Origin of the sequence: Streptomyces sp. NPDC058880, assembly GCF_042742535.1 — a bacterium.
Lineage (GTDB): Bacteria > Actinomycetota > Actinomycetes > Streptomycetales > Streptomycetaceae > Streptomyces.
The window spans coordinates 1-16301 of the sequence record NZ_JBHYMC010000033.1; the positions used below are offsets into that span (position 1 = coordinate 1).

Below are 16301 nucleotides of genomic sequence, written 5' to 3' on the forward strand. Positions count from 1 at the left end.
GGGGGGGGGGGGGTCCCCGGGGGCCCCCGCCGCCCCTCCGGGGGTTCCGCCGCGTGCGGACGTACAGGCCCGGACCCGGGTCGGCGGGCGTGCGGGCCGCAGGGCGGCGGGGACTGTGGGGATGGCTACTGCTTGTGGACGGCCCAGGCGTGCTGGATGACCAGGTCGGCCTTCAGTTCGTTCAGCTGGGCCGCGACCGCCGAGGGGGCGGTGCCGCCGCGGCCGTTGCGGGAGGCGAGCGCGCCCCGGACGTTCAGGACGGTGCGCACCTCGGGGGTCAGGTGCTCCGAGATCTTCGCGAACTGCTCGTCCGTGAGCTCGTCCAGCTCGATGCCGAGCCCCTCGCACTCCTTGACGCACTCGCCTGCCACCTCGTGCGCCACGCGGAACGGAACGCCCTGCTTGACCAGCCACTCCGCGATGTCGGTGGCGAGCGAGAAGCCCGCCGGGGCCAGCTCCTCCATCCGCTCCCGGTTGACGGTGAGCGTGGCCATCATGCCGGTGAAGGCCGGCAGCAGGACCTCCAGGGTGTCGCAGGAGTCGAAGACCGGCTCCTTGTCCTCCTGGAGGTCCCGGTTGTAGGCCAGGGGCAGGGCCTTGAGGGTGGCGAGCAGACCCGTCAGATTGCCGATGAGGCGGCCGGACTTGCCGCGCGCCAGCTCCGCGATGTCCGGGTTCTTTTTCTGCGGCATGATCGACGAGCCCGTGGAGAAGGCGTCGTGCAGGGTCACGAAGGAGAACTCCTTCGTGTTCCAGATGATGATCTCCTCCGCGATCCGGGACAGGTTGATCCCGATCATCGCGGTGACGAAGGCGAACTCGGCGACGAAGTCGCGCGATGCCGTGCCGTCGATCGAATTGCCCACCGAGCCCCGCTCGAAGCCCAGCTCCGCGGCAACGGCCTCCGGGTCCAGGCCCAGCGAGGAACCGGCCAGCGCGCCGGAGCCGTACGGGGAGACCGCCGTACGGGTGTCCCACTGCCGCAGCCGCTCCGCGTCCCGGGACAGCGACTGCACGTGGGCCAGCACGTGGTGGGCGAAGAGCACCGGCTGCGCGTGCTGGAGGTGGGTGCGGCCCGGCATCGCCACGTCCGCGTGGCTCTCGGCGAGGCCGACCAGCGCGTCCTGGAGGTCGGCGATGAGGCCGCCGATGATGCGGGCGTGGTCGCGCAGGTACATCCGGAAGAGGGTGGCCACCTGGTCGTTGCGGGACCGTCCGGCCCGCAGCTTGCCGCCGAGATCGGCGCCGAGCCGCTCCAGCAGGCCCCGCTCCAGCGCGGTGTGCACGTCCTCGTCGGCGATGGTGCCGGTGAAGGAGCCGTCGGCGACATCCGCCTCCAGCCGGTCCAGGCCGTCGATCATGCGCGTGAGCTCGTCGGCCGTGAGCAGTCCCGCCGTGTGCAGCACACGGGCGTGGGCGCGCGAGCCGGCGATGTCGTAGGGCGCGAGGCGCCAGTCGAAGTGGACCGACGCGGACAGCTTCGCGAGGGCCTCGGCGGGGCCGTCGGCGAACCGGCCGCCCCAGAGCCGGACGTCACCAGCGTTGTTGCTGCTCACAGCTACTGCTCCTCTAAGACTGCATGGATGGATGTGCAACGGCCTCCCCGCCGCGGAGGTAACGGGGAGGCCGCCTTCGGGCGGGCTGGGCAGCGCGGCGATCAGGCCGGGTCGCGCCCGGCCGGCGTCTTCGGCGACCGGTCGAAGACGTCGGTGGGGCCGGGGGGTGTGCACGCCGCCGGAGCAGGCGGGTACGCCGTACTCCATCGCGGGACTCCTCATCGGCACACCCATCGACAGGCATAACTATGCATTGCTCTGCATGTTTCGTCAATTGGCGCGCCCGCACGCATCGGCGAGCAGGGCAGCCGAAATCCTGCGACCTACACCGCAGTCGTGGGCAGATAATCTGCCCATGGGAAAGATCTACGAACGCATAGACGGCAGGCTGCGCACCTTCATCGAGGAACAGCCCGTCTTCTTCACCGCGACCGCCCCGCTCTCGGGTGACGGCCACGTCAACCTGTCCCCCAAGGGCCGCGCCGGCACCCTCGTCGTCATCGACGAACAGCGGCTCGCCTACCTGGACTTCGGCGGCAGTGGCGCCGAGACCATCGCCCACATCCGGGAGAACGGCCGGATCACCCTCATGTGGTGCGCTTTCAGCGGGCCCCCGAACATCGTCCGCATCCACGGCGAGGGCGAGGCCGTCTTCCGCGACGACCCGCGCTGGCCCGAACTGATCGAGCTGTTCGGCGAGGCCGACGGGCCCGGCGCACGGGCGGTCATCCTGGTGCACGCCCGCCGGATCGCCGACGTGTGCGGGTACGCCGTCCCCCTCATGGAGTACCAGGGTGAGCGCACCCTCCATTCGGAGTTCCTCGCCCGCAAGACGGACGAGGAGTTCGCCGAGTACTGCGAGAAGAAGGATCACATCGGGACGAGCCTCGACGGCCTGCCGGGGCTGCCCCTGCCCCTTCCTGCCCGTACCGTCTGACATGTGCTGCGTACTGCTCTCGTCACGGGCTCACTGCTCGTCACCGCCCTGCTCCCGCACGGATCCGGGGCTCCGTCCGGGCCCCTGCCCGACCGTCTCGCCGACACCGGCGGGGGCAGCCAGCTGATCACCGCTGTCGCGCCCGCGCCCGGCTCCACGACCGGCCGCCTGACCTGGTGGGACCGGCGAGCCGGGCGCTGGTACGCGGCCGGGAGCGCGCCCGCCCGGTTCGGGGCGGGCGGTCTGGCCGAGGGTGCGACCCGGATCCAGGGCACCGGCACCACCCCGACCGGCCTGTACGAGCTCCCCTACGCCTTCGGGATCCGGCGTGCGCCGGCCGGGACGGAGTACCGCTACCGGCGGGTGACCGCGGAGTCCTGGTGGTGCCAGGACAACGCCTCGGCGGCGTACAACCGGTGGGTGGAGCCGCTGGCGGCGGACTGCGCGCCGGGCGAGGCCGAGCACCTGGTCGGCTACGAGCAGCAGTACGCGCACGCACTGCTGATCGCCTTCAACTACGACCGCCCGGTGCGCGGCCGGGGCGCCGGGATCTTCCTGCACGTCAACGGCAAGGGAGCGACGGCCGGTTGCGTGTCGGTGCCCGAGCGGGACATGCGGGCGATCCTGCGCTGGGCGGATCCGGACCGGCGTCCGCACATCGCCATCGGCACGCAGGACGGGCCGCTCGCGGTCACCCGCTACTAGGCGGCGTCGGTCCCGGCCCGGCCCGAACGTCCCGCTCAGCCCTCTTTCTGCGCCAGCCGCAGGAGGTGGTCGGCGAGGGCCTGGCCGCCCACCGGGTCACGGCTGATCAGCATCAGGGTGTCGTCGCCGGCGATGGTGCCGAGGATCTCGCGGAGTTCGGCCTGGTCGATGGCCGAGGCCAGGAACTGCGCCGCACCCGGCGGGGTGCGCAGGACGACGAGGTTCGCGGAGGCCTCCGCCGAGATCAGCAGTTCCCCGGAGAGGCGCCGCATGCGCTCCTCCTTCGCGGATTCGCCGAGCGGGGCCTGCGGGGTGCGGAAGCCGCCCTCGCTAGGCACGGCGTAGATGAGCTCCCCGCCCGTGTTGCGGATCTTCACCGCGCCCAGCTCGTCGAGGTCGCGGGAGAGCGTCGCCTGGGTGACGCTCAGGCCGTCGTCGGCGAGCAGCTTGGCCAGCTGGCTCTGGGAGCGGACCGGCTGCCGGTTGAGGATGTCCACGATCCGGCGGTGGCGCGCCGTGCGGGTCTGCGGGACGGCCTGCCCGCCGTGCTCGTTGTCCTGCGCCTGGCTCATCGTCGTCTCATTCTCCGGATCCGTCCCCGCTGCTCGCGTCAAGGATGCCGGGCAGCGCCCGGACGAACGCGTCCGCCTCGGCCTCGGTGAGCACGTACGGGGGCATGAGCCGTACGACGTCGGGGGCGGGCGCGTTGACCAGGAAGCCGGCGTCCTGAGCCGCCTGCTGCACCGTGGCTGCGATCGGCTCGGTCAGCACGATACCCAGCAACAGTCCGGCGCCGCGGACGTGGGACACCAGCGGGTGCTCCGCCGACTCGATGCCCGCGCGCAGCTGCTCGCCCCGCGCCTTGACCCGGTCCAGCAGGTCGTGCGCGGCGATGGTGTCGATGACGGCGAGGCCCGCCGCGCAGGCGACCGGGTTCCCGCCGAAGGTGGTGCCGTGCTGCCCGGGCCGGAGCAGGTCGGCGGTGGCCCCGAAGGCGACCAGGGCGCCGATCGGCAGGCCGCCGCCCAGCCCCTTCGCCAGGGTGACGATGTCGGGCTCGACGCCCTCGTGGGCCTGGTGCTCGAACCACTGGCCGCAGCGGCCGATGCCGGTCTGGACCTCGTCCAGGACCAGCAGGGTGCCGGTGGCGCGGGTGATCTCGCGGGCGGCCGTCAGGTATCCGGCCGGGGGCACGACGACGCCGTTCTCGCCCTGGATCGGCTCGATGACGACGAGCGCGGTTTCCTCGGTGACGGCGGCCCGCAGGGCGTCGGCGTCGCCGTAGGGGACGTGGGTGACGTCGCCGGGCAGGGGCACGAAGGGCTCCTGCTTCTTCGGCTGGCCGGTGAGGGCGAGCGCGCCCATGGTCCGGCCGTGGAAGCCGCCCTCGGTGGCAACCATGTGGGTCCGCCCGGTCAGCCGGCCGATCTTGAAGGCGGCCTCGATCGTCTCGGCGCCGGAGTTGCAGAAGAAGACCTTGCCGGGGCGGCCGAAGAGCTGGAGCAGCCGTTCGCCGAGCGCGACGACCGGCTCGGAGGCGAAGAGGTTGGAGACGTGGCCGAGCGTCGAGATCTGCTCGGTCACGGCCGCCACGATCGCCGGGTGGGCGTGGCCGAGGGCGTTGACGGCGATCCCGCCGACGAAGTCGGTGTACTGGCGGCCGTCGGCGTCCCAGACCTGGGCGCCCCGGCCGCGTACGAGGGCGACGGCGGGCGTGCCGTAGTTGTCGGTCAGCGCGCCCTGCCACCGGGCGCCGTACTCCTGGTTGCCGGTGCCCTTCGTCATGCTGCTCCCCCTGGCTGTTGGTCGGGCACGACCATCGTGCCGATGCCGGAGTCCGTGAAGATCTCCAGCAGGATCGAGTGCGGAACCCGTCCGTCGAGGACGCGGGCGGTGCCGACACCGCCGCGCACGGCGTGCAGGCAGCCCTCCATCTTGGGCACCATGCCGCTGGACAGCTCGGGCAGCAGCTTCTCCAGCTCGCTGACGGTGAGCCGGCTGATGACCTCGTCGCTGTTCGGCCAGTCGGCGTAGAGGCCCTCGACGTCAGTGAGGACCATCAGCGTCTCGGCACCGAGGGAGGCCGCGAGCGCCGCTGCCGCCGTGTCGGCGTTGACGTTGTAGACGTGATGGTCGTCGGCGCTCCCGGCGATGGAGGAGATGACCGGGATGCGGCCGTCGGCCAGCAGCGCCTCGATGGCACCGGTGTCGACGGCGGTGATCTCGCCGACCCGGCCGATGTCGATGAGCTCGCCGTCGATCTGGGGGCTGTGCTTGGTCGCGGTGATGGTGCGGGCGTCCTCGCCGGTCATGCCGACGGCGAGCGGCCCGTGCTGGTTGAGCAGACCGACCAGCTCGCGCTGGACCTGGCCGGCCAGGACCATCCGTACGACGTCCATGGCCTCCGGGGTCGTCACGCGCAGTCCGGCCTTGAACTCGCTGACCAGGCCCTGCTTGTCGAGCTGGGCGTTGATCTGCGGGCCGCCGCCGTGCACCACGACCGGCTTGAGGCCGGCCTGGTGCAGGAAGACCACGTCCTGGGCGAAGGCGGCCTTGAGGTCCTCGTCGACCATGGCGTTGCCGCCGAACTTGATGACGACGACCTTGCCGTTGTGGCGCCGGAGCCAGGGCAGGGCCTCGATGAGGATCTGCGCCTTGGGCAGGGCGGTGTGCTTGCGGGCGGTGCCGCCGGAGGTGCCGGGCTGGCCGGCCTTGTCGTCGCTCATGAGGAGTAGGCGCTGTTCTCGTGGACGTACTCGGCGGTCAGGTCGTTGGCCCAGATGACGGCCGACTCGCCGCCGGTGGACAGGTCGGCGGTGATGCGGACCTCGCGGTCCTTCATCGAGACCAGGTCGCGGTCCTCGCCGACCGAGCCGTTCTTGCAGACCCATACGCCGTTGATGGCGACGTTGAGCCGGTCCGGGTCGAAGGCGGCCCCGGTGGTGCCGATCGCGGACAGCACGCGGCCCCAGTTGGGGTCCTCGCCGTGGATGGCGCACTTGAGCAGGTTGTTGCGGGCGATGGAGCGGCCGACCTCGACCGCGTCGTCCTCGGTGGCCGCGCCGATGACCTCGATGCGGATGTCCTTGCTGGCGCCCTCGGCGTCGCCGATCAGCTGGCGTGCCAGGTCGTCGCAGACCTTGCGCACGGCGTCGGCGAAGTCCGCGTACGCGGGCACCTCCCCGGACGCCCCGGAGGCCAGCAGCAGCACCGTGTCGTTGGTGGACATGCAGCCGTCGGAGTCGACCCGGTCGAAGGTGGTGCGGGTGGCGGACCGCAGGGCCCGGTCGAGGGTGGCGCCGTCCACGTCGGCGTCGGTGGTGAGGACGACGAGCATCGTGGCCAGGCCCGGGGCGAGCATGCCCGCACCCTTGGCCATGCCGCCGACCGTCCACCCGTCCTGGGAGACGGTGGCCGTCTTGTGCACGGTGTCGGTGGTCTTGATGGCGATGGCGGCCGCCTCGCCGCCGTTCTCGGACAGGGCCGCGGCGGCGGCATCGATGCCGGGGAGCAGCTTGTCCATGGGGAGCAGGACGCCGATCAGACCGGTGGAGGCGACCGCGATCTCGCCCGCGTTGTGCTCGCCGCCGGATCCGTGTCCGTTGAGCGTGGCGGCCACCTTCTCGGCGGTGGCGTGGGTGTCCTGGAAGCCCTTGGGGCCGGTGCAGGCGTTGGCTCCGCCGGAATTGAGGACCACGGCGCTGACGATGCCGCCGCGCAGGACCTGCTCGGACCAGTGCACGGGCGCGGCCTTGACGCGGTTGGAGGTGAAGACGCCGGCGGCCGCCAGGCGCGGCCCGTTGTTGACCACGAGGGCCAGGTCCGGGTTGCCGTTGGCCTTGATCCCGGCGGCGACGCCCGCCGCCGTGAATCCCTGTGCAGCCGTAACGCTCACGGCGCGACTCCAATCGTGGAAAGCCCGAGCTGCTCGGGCAGCCCGAGGGCGATGTTCATGCTCTGCACCGCACCGCCGGCGGTGCCCTTGGTGAGGTTGTCGATGGCGCTGACGGCGATGATCCGCCCGGCGGACTCGTCGTGGGCGACCTGGACGTGGACGGCGTTGGAACCGTGGACGGACTTGGTGGACGGCATCCGGCCCTCGGGCAGAAGGTGGACGAAGGGCTCCTCGGCGTACGCCTTCTCGTAGGCGGCGCGCAGCGACTCCGCCGTGGTGCCGGGGCGGGCCTTGGCCGAGCAGGTGGCAAGGATGCCGCGGGCCATGGGGACCAGGGTCGGCGTGAAGGAGACGGAGACGCGCTCGCCCGCGAGCGGGCTGAGGTTCTGCACCATCTCGGGCGTGTGCCGGTGGCCGCCGCCCACGCCGTACGGGGTCACGGTGCCCATGACCTCGGCGCCGAGCAGGTGCGGCTTGAGCGCCTTGCCCGCGCCGGAGGTCCCGGTGGCGGCCACGATCACGGCCTCGGGTTCGGCGAGCTGCGCCTGGTAGGCGGGGTAGAGGGCGAGGGAGACGGCGGTGGGGAAGCAGCCGGGGACCGCGATCCGTCGGGCGCCTTCCAGTGCGGCACGGCCGCCGGGCAGTTCGGGGAGGCCGTAGGGCCACGTCCCGGCGTGCGGGGCGCCGTAGAACGCGTCCCAGTCGGCCGCGTCCTTGAGGCGGTGGTCGGCACCCATGTCGACGACGAGGACGTCCTCGCCGAGCTGGGCCGCGACGGCGGCGGACTGGCCGTGCGGGAGCGCGAGGAAGACCACGTCGTGACCGGCGAGCGCCTCCGGGGTGGTCGCCTCCAGGGTGCGCCCGGCGAGCGGCACGAGGTGCGGCTGCAGGGAGCCGAGGAGCTGCCCTGCGTTGGAGTTGCCGGTCAGGGCGCCGATCTCCACCTCGGGGTGCGAGAGCAGCAGGCGCAGGACTTCTCCACCCGCGTATCCGCTCGCTCCGGCCACCGCTACACGTACCACCATCGGACCCTCCTCATCGATGGCATGACTATACGTACCGCCGCAGTTTTATGCAATGCGGTGGATCTCCCGGCGGAGGGCCCTCACCGAAAGAAAGGGCGCGAAGGGCACCCTCTGGAAGATGTCTAGCAGGAAAGGCCGCGCCGCGGCGGCGATTGCGCCGATCATGCCGGGGACGGGGCGGGTGCCCGGACCGCGGCGGGGGCCGCAGGAGCCAGCCGGGCCCGGCCGGTGTCACGGGACCGTCACGCGGGGGCCTGCAGGCACAGGTGCCATTGGCCGGGGCAGCCCGTGAGGGTCACTGTCGACAGCGGCCGGACGTCCACGTTCCAGTAGGTCAGCGGGGGCGCCTTCAAGGCGTAGACGAGAGCGGCACGGACCACGGAGGGCTCCGCCACCGCCACGATCGCGCCGCCGTCGTCCGCCGGCCGGGTGTCGAGCCACCCGCCGATCCGGGAAATGAAGGCGAGCAGCGACTCCCCTCCGTGCGGGGCGGCCCAGGGGTCGCCGAGCCACTGGTCCACCGCCCCGGGCTCCCGGGCGGTCACCTCGGCGAGGGTCAGCCCGCGCCAGCGGCCCATGTCGCACTCGCGCAGCGCCGGCTGGGCCAACGGCGCGTACCCGAGGGCCTCGCCCGTGGCCCGGCTGCGCGGGGTCGGCGAGCAGTAGCGCAGCTCGGCCGCACCCAGGGGCACGAGCCCTCGCGCGGCGGACTCCACCGCCCGCCAGCCGGCTCCGTCCAGCGGGCGGTCGTCGTCGAAGCGCTCGGCGAGCAGCGGGGAACTACGGGCTGCGGCGACCAGCGAAACCCGAACATGCATGCGGCGATGGTGGGCCGCGCGGGGCGGCGGGTCAAGCGTCCGGAGCCCTCGCCTCCTCCCGCAGACCCGCGCGCATCCGCTGGACGGCCTCCACCAGATCGCCCGGGCCGGAGACCCCGGCGAAGCCCAGCCGCACGTACGGGGCGGGCGGCTCGGCACAGAAATAGGGGCGGCCAGGAGCCACCGCAACCCCGGCGCGCAGGGCCGTGGCTGCGAAGGACGCGTCATCGCCACCCCCGGCCATCCTGGCCCACAGCTGGTAGCCGCCCGAGGGCAGATGGGCCACGGTCAAGCCGGGCAGCTCCCGCCGCAGCGCACCGGCGAGCACGTCCCGCCGGTGGCGCAGTTCGGCGGCCACCGTGCGCAGGTGGCGCGGCCAGGCGGGTGCGCCGACCAACTCCAGGGCCGCCTCCTGGAGCGGCCGGGGCACGAAGAAGCTGTCGACGACCTGGACGGCGCGCAGCCGGTCCACGACCGGCCCCCGCGCGGCCAGCGCGCCGACCCGCAGGCTGGGCGAGGTGGCCTTGGTCAGCGACCTGACGTGCACGACCACTCCGTCCTGGTCCTCGGCGGCCAGGGTCGCGGGCAGCGGCCCGGAGTCGTCGTGCCCGAGGGCGCGGGCGTAGTCGTCCTCGACCACGAACGCCCCGGCGGCCCGCGCGATCCGCAGCACCTCGGCCCGCCGCGCGGGCGCCAGCACCGCGCCGGTGGGGTTCTGGAAGAGCGGCTGGCAGACGAACACGCGCGCCCCGGTCGCTTCGAACGCGGCGGCCAGCAGTTCCGGCCGGACCCCTTCGGCATCGACCGGCACGGGCACCGGCCGGCACCCGGAGGACCGGGCGATGGCCAGCAGCCCCGGGTAGGTCGGCGACTCCACGAGGATCGGCGCACCGGGCGGGGCCAGCGCCCGCAGGGCGGTGGTCAGCGCGCTCTGCCCGCCGGCGGTCACCAGGACGTCAGCGGCCCCGACCGCCCCGCCGATCTCGCGGGCGAACCAGTCCCGGAGCTCGGGCAGCCCCTCCATGGGCGGCCGGTCCCAGGCCCCCGGGCGCCGGCCGGCCCGGGCGAGCGCGGCGGCCATGGCCCGTTCGGGCTGGATCGAGGCGTGCAGGTAGCCGCTGTTGAGGGCGATCACCGACGGCGGCGGCGCGGCAAGACAGGCCAGCACCCCGGAGGCGTCCACCGAGCGGGGGACGACGTCACCGGCCCCCTCGGCACTGAGCGCGACCTCCTGCCAGGAGGTGTCCCCGGCCGTGGGGAGCGCCGCCCGCGGGGCGGCGCGGAAGGCGCCGGCACCCGGCCGGGTGACCACGAGGCCCTCGGCGGCGAGCTGCGCCAGGGCCCGGGAGACCGTGACGGGGCTGACCCGGTAGCGCTCGATCAAAGCCCGACTGGAGGGCAGCTTTCCACCCACCGAGTAGCGGTTGAGCTCGGATCGCAGAGAATCCGCCAGCTCTACCACACTGCTACGCTCATACATGACAGCACAGAATAGCGCTACTCTCCCGACCGCGATAGCGGTGAAGAATCCGTTGGCGCGGGGCACGGTCCTCGCCGCGCTCGGCGTGGTCGCCTTCTCGCTGACCTTCCCCGCCACCGCCTGGGGCCTGGAGAGCTTCGGCCCGTGGTCGCTGGTGGCCCTGCGCTCCGTCCTGGCGGCCGCCATCGCGGGCGCCTTCCTGCTGGCCCGACGGGTGGCGCCGCCCGCCCGCGCGCACTGGGCGGGCCTCGCCGTCGTCGCCGGCGGGGTGGTCGTCGGCTTCCCGCTGCTGACGACCCTGGCGCTGCAGACCTCCACCACCTCGCACGCCGCCGTCGTGGTCGGCCTCCTGCCGCTGACCACGGCAGCCCTGTCCGCGCTGCGCACGGGCCACCGCCCCCCGCGCGCCTTCTGGGCCGCGGCCGTGGCCGGGGCCGCCGTGGTGCTCGGCTTCACGCTCGCGCAGAGCGGCGGCTCGCTCTCCGCCGGAGACGGCTACCTCTTCGCGGCGCTGCTGGTGTGCGCGGCGGGGTACACCGAGGGCGGCCGGCTCGCCCGTGTCCTGCCGGGCTGGCAGGTGATCGGCTGGGCACTGGTGCTGTGCCTGCCGCTCACCGTGGCCGGCTCCGTGCTCGGGCTCGTGTACGAGCCGGTGCACCTCACCGGCCACGGGCTGGCCGGCCTGGTCTGGGCGGCGGCCGGCTCCACCTTCCTCGGCCTGTACGTCTGGTACCGGGGCATGGCCGAGATCGGGGCACCCCGGGCCAGCCAGCTCCAGCTCGCGCAACCGCTGCTGACCCTGGTCTGGTCCGTGGCGCTCCTCGGGGAGCGGCTCGCTCCCGCCGCACCGGCCGCGGCCTGCGCGGTTCTCGTCTGCATCGCGGTGACCCAACGGGTCAAACAGCAGCAGAACGACCTAAACTGCTAGCACCGGATCGGAGCGCCACCGAGGAGGTCAGACATGCGAGCTACCGAGGGCGACCAGCTGGTGCAGCACGGCAGGATCGTCGGACAACCCGACAAGGTGGGCGAGATCACCCAGGTGCTCGGCGAGAACGGGACGCCCCCGTACCGGGTCCGATTCCAGGACGGACACGAAGCGCTGATGGCTCCCGGACCCGACTGCGTGGTCCGCCACCCTGCAGAGCCCAGGCACTGAATTCACCGCGGGGGCACGGCCGAGCCGTAATGGTCGGCGACCACACGTGCCATCGCCCCGTTGGGGTCCGCGGCCACCTGCTTCGCCGAGAAGTAGACATGGCCGCGGACCTCCGGGTATCCGCGGGCGAGACGCACGTGCCTCGACAGCTCCGCCGGATCCCGCCAGGCCGGCGTGGGGCTCGCGCCGTCGCAGCGGTACAGCGCCTCGCCCACGTACAGCTCGGTGCTGGTGCCCGCGACGGTCCGGGCCCACCAGGGGACGAGCGCCGCGTAGTCGGCCGCCGCGTGACCGATGTGCCAGTAGACCTGCGGAACGACGTAGTCGATCCAGCCCTCCCTGACCCACCTGCGGGTGTCCGCGTAGAGGTCGTCGTACGCCGCAAGGCCCCGGGTCTTCGATCCGGCCGGGTCGCGGTCGGAGTTGCGCCAGATCCCGAAGGGGCTGATGCCGAACCTGACCGCGGGGCGCAGGGCGCGCAGCCGCTGGGACATCTCGCGGACCAGGGTGTCGGTGTTGTTGCGGCGCCAGGCCGCCCTCGACCGGAAGGCGGCCCCGTACGCGTCGTAGGCGTCGTCGTCGTCGAAGTACTCGCCCGCCACCGGATAGGGGTAGAAGTAGTCGTCCCAGTGAACGGCGTCCAGGGGGTAGCGGGTGACCGCGTCGAGCATGGCCTCCTGCACGAACCGCCGCACCTCGGGCACGCCGGGGTTGTAGTAGAGCTTCCCGCCGTACTCGACCGTCCAGCCGCGCCGCCGCGCCGGGTGCTCGGGCACCAACCGGTCGAGGTCGGCGTGGTTGGCCACCCGGTACGGATTGAACCAGGCGTGCAGTTCCAGGCCGCGAGCGTGCGCCTCGGCGACGGCCGTGCCGAGGGGGTCCCAGCCGGGATCGACCCCCTGCTTGCCCGTCAGCCACTGCGACCAGGGCTCGAAGGGGGACGGCCACAGCGCGTCGGCGGTCGGCCGGACCTGGAGGACTACCGCGTTGAGCCGGCGACGGACGGCGGTGTCGAGCAGGCCCAACAGCTCCTTGCGCTGGGTCGCGGCCGATAGCCCGCTGCGCGAGGGCCAGTCCACGTTCGAGACGGACGCGATCCACATCCCACGGAACTCGGGGGTGCCGGCCCCCCGCCCGGAGTGCGGGCCCGCGGTCTGCGGCGCGGCGAACGCCGGTGCCCCCGAAGCGGCGGCGATCACCCCCGCCGCCCCTGCCAGCAGTGCCCGTCGGCCGATGTGCGCCATGTGATGACTCCGTTTCTTTGAGTGACGGTGTGCGGTGTGCGCCCAGCATGCCCGCCCCGGCCCGCGGAGCCGCGCAAGGTCGGGAGTAACGTCGGGGGGCGTGGCGGGCGCCGGAATCACACGGGGGACCCGCCGACGGATGAGCTGCGAAAGGCACGAAGTGACTGACCTCCCTTCCGACATCACACGGGTCGGCGTAGTGGGCTGTGGCCAGATGGGCGCGGGTATCGCCGAGGTGTGTGCCCGAAGCGGCCTTGAGGTCAAGGTCGCCGAGACCACCGGCGAAGCCCTGGAGATCGGCCGTACCCGGCTTCAGAACTCCCTGACCAAGGCCGCCGAGCGCGGCAAGATCACCGAAGAGGAGCGGGACGCCACCCTGGCCCGCCTCACCTTCACCACCGACCTCGGCGAGTTCGCCGACCGCGACCTCGTCATCGAGGCGGTCGTCGAGAACGAACAGGTCAAGACCGAGATCTTCCAGGTCCTCGACCAGGTGATCACCCGCCCGGACGCGATCCTCGCCTCCAACACCTCCTCGATCCCGCTGGTCAAGCTGGCCGTCGCGACCTCCCGGCCCGACCAGGTGATCGGCATCCACTTCTTCAACCCGGCCCCCGTCCAGAAGCTCGTCGAGCTGATCCCGGCGCTGACCACGGGCGAGGAGACGATCAAGCGGGCAGAGGCCCTGGTGCGGGACGTGCTCGGCAAGCACGCCGTCCGCGCCCAGGACCGTTCCGGCTTCGTGGTCAACGCGCTCCTCGTCCCCTACCTGCTGTCCGCGATCCGGATGTTCGAGTCGGGCATCGCAAGCCGCGAGGACATCGACAACGGCATGGAGCTGGGCTGCGCCCACCCGATGGGCCCGCTGAAGCTGTCCGACCTCATCGGTCTGGACACCATCGCCTCGATCGCCGACTCGATGTACGCCGAGTACAAGGAGCCGCTGTACGCCGCTCCCCCGCTGCTCCAGCGCATGGTCGACGCCGGCCGCCTGGGCCGCAAGACGGGTGCGGGCTTCTACCCGTACGGCTGACCGCCCGGGTCGCGGTGCCCTACCGGCCGAGCCGCAGGTGGTACAGCAGGAGCAGCCCGGCCGCCATGTTGGCGGCCGGGATCTCCCCGTCCGCGATCATGTCGGGAACGAGCCCCAGCGGGACCCACTCCCGGCGTGAGGACTCGAAGTCGTCCTCGGGGTGGCCGGTGTAGGTGGCCCCGTCCGCCCAGTACAGGTGGTGGCGGGCGTCGGTCAGCCCGTTGGACGGCTCGACCGTCATCAGGTGGTGGAGCGGGCCGGGCCGCCAGCCCGACTCCTCCTCCATCTCCCGGGCCGCCGCGGCGGCGATGTCCTCGCCGTCCTCGACCACCCCGGCGGGCAGCTCCCAGCCCCAGCTGTCGGTGATGAAGCGGTGCCGCCAGAGCAGCAGCACCTCGTTGGCCTCGTTGACGGCCGTGGCCACGGCGACCGGGCGCAGCCGGATCACGAAGTGGTCGAGGTGCCGGCCGTCGGGGAGTTCCACGTCGGCGAGATTCACGTCGAACCAGCGGTTCTTGTACACGGTCTGCTCACTCAGGTTCGTCCACTGCACGGTTGTGCCGCCTTCCGTTCGAGTAGGTGGCACACATCGCAGCAGCTGCCCTGTCACAGCGGAACGCGCAGGGCCCCGTCGATGAGCCGCACGGTTGCCTGCGCCTCGGAACAACCGCTGTTCAGCAGCTGCTCGCGAACCGCTCGCAGCCGGTCGCGCAGCCGCAGCGACTCCATCCCGCGAGCCCTCTCGGCCATCTCGGCCGCGCCCGCCGCGGCCCGGTCCGCCTCGCCCTGGCGGAGCTGGATCTCGCAGAGCATCGCCAGCCGGTGCACCCGGCCGCGATCGTGGGCCGGGGTACCGACGGCGGCGGCCGCGTGGACCCGCGCGGCCTCCAGATCGCCCAGACTGAGCAGCGCCTCGGCGACCTGCACATTGACGAGGCCCGGCTGTACGTAGCCGGTCTCGTCCGGCTCACTGCCCGGGCGGATCCGCGCGGCGGCCGCCTCCGCGCCCCGGATGCACGCCAGCGCGGCCTGGGTGTCGCCGAGTTGGGCGAACGCCTTGGCCTGCATGGCGTGCAGGTCGGCGGCGAGCGCCGGAGTGGTGTGCCGGCCTGCGGCGCGCAGTGCGGCCTCGGCGAAGGCGACGGCCTGGCGGTACTCGCGCAGGTGCAGGGACTGGTTGACGATCAGGGCGATCACGTACGCCCCGAGTCCCCGGTCGCCGCTCGCCTTGGCCAGGCGCAGCGCCTGGTGGAAGTAGCGCTGCGCGAGCCCGTGCGCGTCCGAGTCGTACGCGCAGATGCCCGCCACCGCCACCAGGGACCCGGTGGCCCGGTGCAGTCGGCGGCCGAGGTCGTCGGGGTAACTCCCGCGCAGCATCGGCGCGGTCTCGGTGCCGAGGAAGCGGACGATCCGATCTCGGGTGGCCACGCCGCCGGCCCGGCGGTACATCAGCTCGTAGTGGGCGCGGGCGGACTTGAGGACGTCGACGTGCTCGGGTCCGATCCGGTTCGGCCCGTCACGCGAGACGTCGGCGTCCTCCGGCGGGTTCTCCCACTCCCAGACCGGGATGACGGCCGGGGTGCCGGTGACCGCCCCGGCGGTGAGCAGTTGGGGCCGGGCCTGGCCGTCGGAGCGCCACAGGGCAGCGGCCCGGTCCACGAACCCGCTCAGCGGGGAGGCATGCAGGGCCCCGGGGTGGTCCGGCACTCCGAGTCCGATGTCGTCCAGCCCAACGGGCCGCCGCAGGCGGCCTCCGAGCACCTCGCAGATCAGGTCGGGGACCTGACCGCGGGGACGCTGCCCCTTCAACCACCGTGTCACGGCGGTGTGTTCGTAGCGCAGGGCCAGCCCGCGGGTACGCCCCGCCTGGTTCACGTGGGCGGCGAGCCCTGCGTGGGACATGCCCGCCTCGGCGAGGAGGGCGTCGAGCAGGACATTGGGCTGCATGGGCCGCTCCCGGAGCTCGTCGGTACCAGGCTAGTGGGTGTGCGGTTCACACGGGGTGTGAAGTGAGTACGCGCATAAATGCGATCCGCACTCTGCCGCACGGACCCCCGCAGGCGCTTCACTGAAGACCCTCGCCAAGAGGAGCTCGGGTCGTCGGCTCCCCCTCGAACAGTGCGACGACCCGTCACCGCGCCGCCCGTCCTGCTGTCTGCCCGACACTCCACGGCAGGCGGGCGGCGCCTTCCGGTTCCGCCGGCGCCCGGTTGGTCGCCGGGCCCCGGCAGCGGACCGGACCGGACGTGTGCCGGGCCCATCCACCAGGCCCGGCACGCGTGGCCGGCGCCGGGCATCGCGCGCCCGCCAGGGCCTCGCCGCCCGCGAGCCGCCCCGGTGCACCAACCGGACGGCTGCCCCCGGCATGGGCCGTGGGGACCTCACCCCGACAGGTGAGGCAGCGGCTCCCCGTACCCGCCATGGCGCGGGGGGGCGCATCCGGTTGCGG

General features: G+C 72.8%; 16 protein-coding genes. 5 read left to right on the top strand and 11 right to left on the bottom strand.

The window, feature by feature from the left end:
- Positions 1 to 125: 125 nt before the first annotated feature.
- On the bottom strand, positions 126 to 1556 hold the full coding sequence (gene argH / locus ACFW2G_RS19550; protein WP_037925946.1) for an argininosuccinate lyase: 1431 nt from the start codon (positions 1554 to 1556) through the stop codon (positions 126 to 128).
- A 355-nt stretch (positions 1557 to 1911) separates the two neighbouring features.
- Here argH and ACFW2G_RS19555 point away from each other — a divergent pair, with 355 nt between their 5' ends.
- On the top strand, positions 1912 to 2493 hold the full coding sequence (locus ACFW2G_RS19555) for a pyridoxamine 5'-phosphate oxidase family protein (RefSeq protein WP_037925944.1): 582 nt from the start codon (positions 1912 to 1914) through the stop codon (positions 2491 to 2493).
- 6 nt (positions 2494 to 2499) lie between these two features.
- Entirely contained in the window at positions 2500 to 3198 is a 699-nt protein-coding gene (locus ACFW2G_RS19560) for a L,D-transpeptidase family protein (protein ID WP_037926478.1), read from the top strand.
- Between the two features lie 35 nt (positions 3199 to 3233).
- Here ACFW2G_RS19560 and ACFW2G_RS19565 read toward each other — a convergent pair whose 3' ends face one another.
- The 7 genes from ACFW2G_RS19565 to ACFW2G_RS19595 form a co-directional block, all read right to left on the bottom strand.
- Positions 3234 to 3770, bottom strand: a complete 537-nt coding sequence (locus ACFW2G_RS19565; RefSeq protein WP_037925941.1) for an arginine repressor — start codon at positions 3768 to 3770, stop codon at positions 3234 to 3236.
- Between the two features lie 7 nt (positions 3771 to 3777).
- Entirely contained in the window at positions 3778 to 4983 is a 1206-nt protein-coding gene (locus ACFW2G_RS19570) for an acetylornithine transaminase (protein WP_384451798.1), read from the bottom strand.
- Complete coding sequence (argB, locus tag ACFW2G_RS19575; RefSeq protein ID WP_384451801.1) at positions 4980 to 5924, bottom strand: acetylglutamate kinase; 945 nt, start codon at positions 5922 to 5924, stop codon at positions 4980 to 4982. The genes ACFW2G_RS19570 and argB overlap by 4 nt, the downstream gene beginning before the upstream one ends.
- Entirely contained in the window at positions 5921 to 7093 is a 1173-nt protein-coding gene (gene argJ / locus ACFW2G_RS19580) for a bifunctional glutamate N-acetyltransferase/amino-acid acetyltransferase ArgJ (RefSeq protein WP_384451804.1), read from the bottom strand. The genes argB and argJ overlap by 4 nt, the downstream gene beginning before the upstream one ends.
- Positions 7090 to 8118 carry an N-acetyl-gamma-glutamyl-phosphate reductase gene (gene argC, locus ACFW2G_RS19585; protein WP_384451807.1) on the bottom strand — a complete coding sequence of 343 codons (1029 nt, stop codon included), beginning with the start codon at positions 8116 to 8118 and terminating at the stop codon, positions 7090 to 7092. Before argC ends, argJ begins: the two co-directional genes overlap by 4 nt.
- Before the next feature lie 242 nt (positions 8119 to 8360).
- Complete coding sequence (locus ACFW2G_RS19590; protein ID WP_384451810.1) at positions 8361 to 8936, bottom strand: histidine phosphatase family protein; 576 nt, start codon at positions 8934 to 8936, stop codon at positions 8361 to 8363.
- A gap of 31 nt (positions 8937 to 8967) precedes the next feature.
- Positions 8968 to 10416, bottom strand: a complete 1449-nt coding sequence (locus ACFW2G_RS19595) for a PLP-dependent aminotransferase family protein (protein WP_384451814.1) — start codon at positions 10414 to 10416, stop codon at positions 8968 to 8970.
- Between ACFW2G_RS19595 and ACFW2G_RS19600 the strand changes: the two genes are divergently transcribed.
- Positions 10415 to 11344 carry a DMT family transporter gene (locus ACFW2G_RS19600; RefSeq protein ID WP_384451816.1) on the top strand — a complete coding sequence of 310 codons (930 nt, stop codon included), beginning with the start codon at positions 10415 to 10417 and terminating at the stop codon, positions 11342 to 11344. The genes ACFW2G_RS19595 and ACFW2G_RS19600 overlap by 2 nt on opposite strands.
- A gap of 33 nt (positions 11345 to 11377) precedes the next feature.
- Positions 11378 to 11575: a DUF1918 domain-containing protein gene (locus ACFW2G_RS19605; protein ID WP_030656039.1), complete on the top strand. Its 198-nt coding sequence runs from the start codon at positions 11378 to 11380 to the stop codon at positions 11573 to 11575.
- A gap of 2 nt (positions 11576 to 11577) precedes the next feature.
- On the opposite strand, the gene ACFW2G_RS19610 is transcribed toward ACFW2G_RS19605, so the two are convergent.
- Positions 11578 to 12819 (bottom strand): glycoside hydrolase family 10 protein, encoded by a 1242-nt coding sequence (locus ACFW2G_RS19610; protein ID WP_384451819.1) that lies wholly within the window; start codon positions 12817 to 12819, stop codon positions 11578 to 11580.
- Between the two features lie 139 nt (positions 12820 to 12958).
- On the opposite strand from ACFW2G_RS19610, the gene ACFW2G_RS19615 reads away from it, so the two are divergent.
- Complete coding sequence (locus ACFW2G_RS19615) at positions 12959 to 13852, top strand: 3-hydroxybutyryl-CoA dehydrogenase (protein ID WP_046780433.1); 894 nt, start codon at positions 12959 to 12961, stop codon at positions 13850 to 13852.
- A 19-nt stretch (positions 13853 to 13871) separates the two neighbouring features.
- On the opposite strand, the gene ACFW2G_RS19620 is transcribed toward ACFW2G_RS19615, so the two are convergent.
- The gene (locus ACFW2G_RS19620) at positions 13872 to 14405 is read right to left on the bottom strand and encodes an NUDIX hydrolase (protein WP_037925912.1); all 534 of its coding nucleotides are present in this window, start codon (positions 14403 to 14405) and stop codon (positions 13872 to 13874) included.
- A gap of 53 nt (positions 14406 to 14458) precedes the next feature.
- Complete coding sequence (locus ACFW2G_RS19625; RefSeq protein WP_384451824.1) at positions 14459 to 15799, bottom strand: transcriptional regulator; 1341 nt, start codon at positions 15797 to 15799, stop codon at positions 14459 to 14461.
- Positions 15800 to 16301: the final 502 nt, after the last annotated feature.

Coding starts and splice junctions, on each gene's coding strand:
- ACFW2G_RS19555 (WP_037925944.1), top strand. CDS start 1,912: ATGGGAAAGATCTACGAACGCATAGACGGCAGGCTGCGCACCTTCATC.
- ACFW2G_RS19565 (WP_037925941.1), bottom strand. CDS start 3,770: ATGAGCCAGGCGCAGGACAACGAGCACGGCGGGCAGGCCGTCCCGCAG.
- ACFW2G_RS19570 (WP_384451798.1), bottom strand. CDS start 4,983: ATGACGAAGGGCACCGGCAACCAGGAGTACGGCGCCCGGTGGCAGGGC.
- argB (WP_384451801.1), bottom strand. CDS start 5,924: ATGAGCGACGACAAGGCCGGCCAGCCCGGCACCTCCGGCGGCACCGCC.
- argC (WP_384451807.1), bottom strand. CDS start 8,118: ATGGTGGTACGTGTAGCGGTGGCCGGAGCGAGCGGATACGCGGGTGGA.
- ACFW2G_RS19590 (WP_384451810.1), bottom strand. CDS start 8,936: ATGCATGTTCGGGTTTCGCTGGTCGCCGCAGCCCGTAGTTCCCCGCTG.
- ACFW2G_RS19600 (WP_384451816.1), top strand. CDS start 10,415: ATGACAGCACAGAATAGCGCTACTCTCCCGACCGCGATAGCGGTGAAG.
- ACFW2G_RS19595 (WP_384451814.1), bottom strand. CDS start 10,416: ATGTATGAGCGTAGCAGTGTGGTAGAGCTGGCGGATTCTCTGCGATCC.
- ACFW2G_RS19605 (WP_030656039.1), top strand. CDS start 11,378: ATGCGAGCTACCGAGGGCGACCAGCTGGTGCAGCACGGCAGGATCGTC.
- ACFW2G_RS19610 (WP_384451819.1), bottom strand. CDS start 12,819: ATGGCGCACATCGGCCGACGGGCACTGCTGGCAGGGGCGGCGGGGGTG.
- ACFW2G_RS19615 (WP_046780433.1), top strand. CDS start 12,959: ATGAGCTGCGAAAGGCACGAAGTGACTGACCTCCCTTCCGACATCACA.
- ACFW2G_RS19625 (WP_384451824.1), bottom strand. CDS start 15,799: ATGCAGCCCAATGTCCTGCTCGACGCCCTCCTCGCCGAGGCGGGCATG.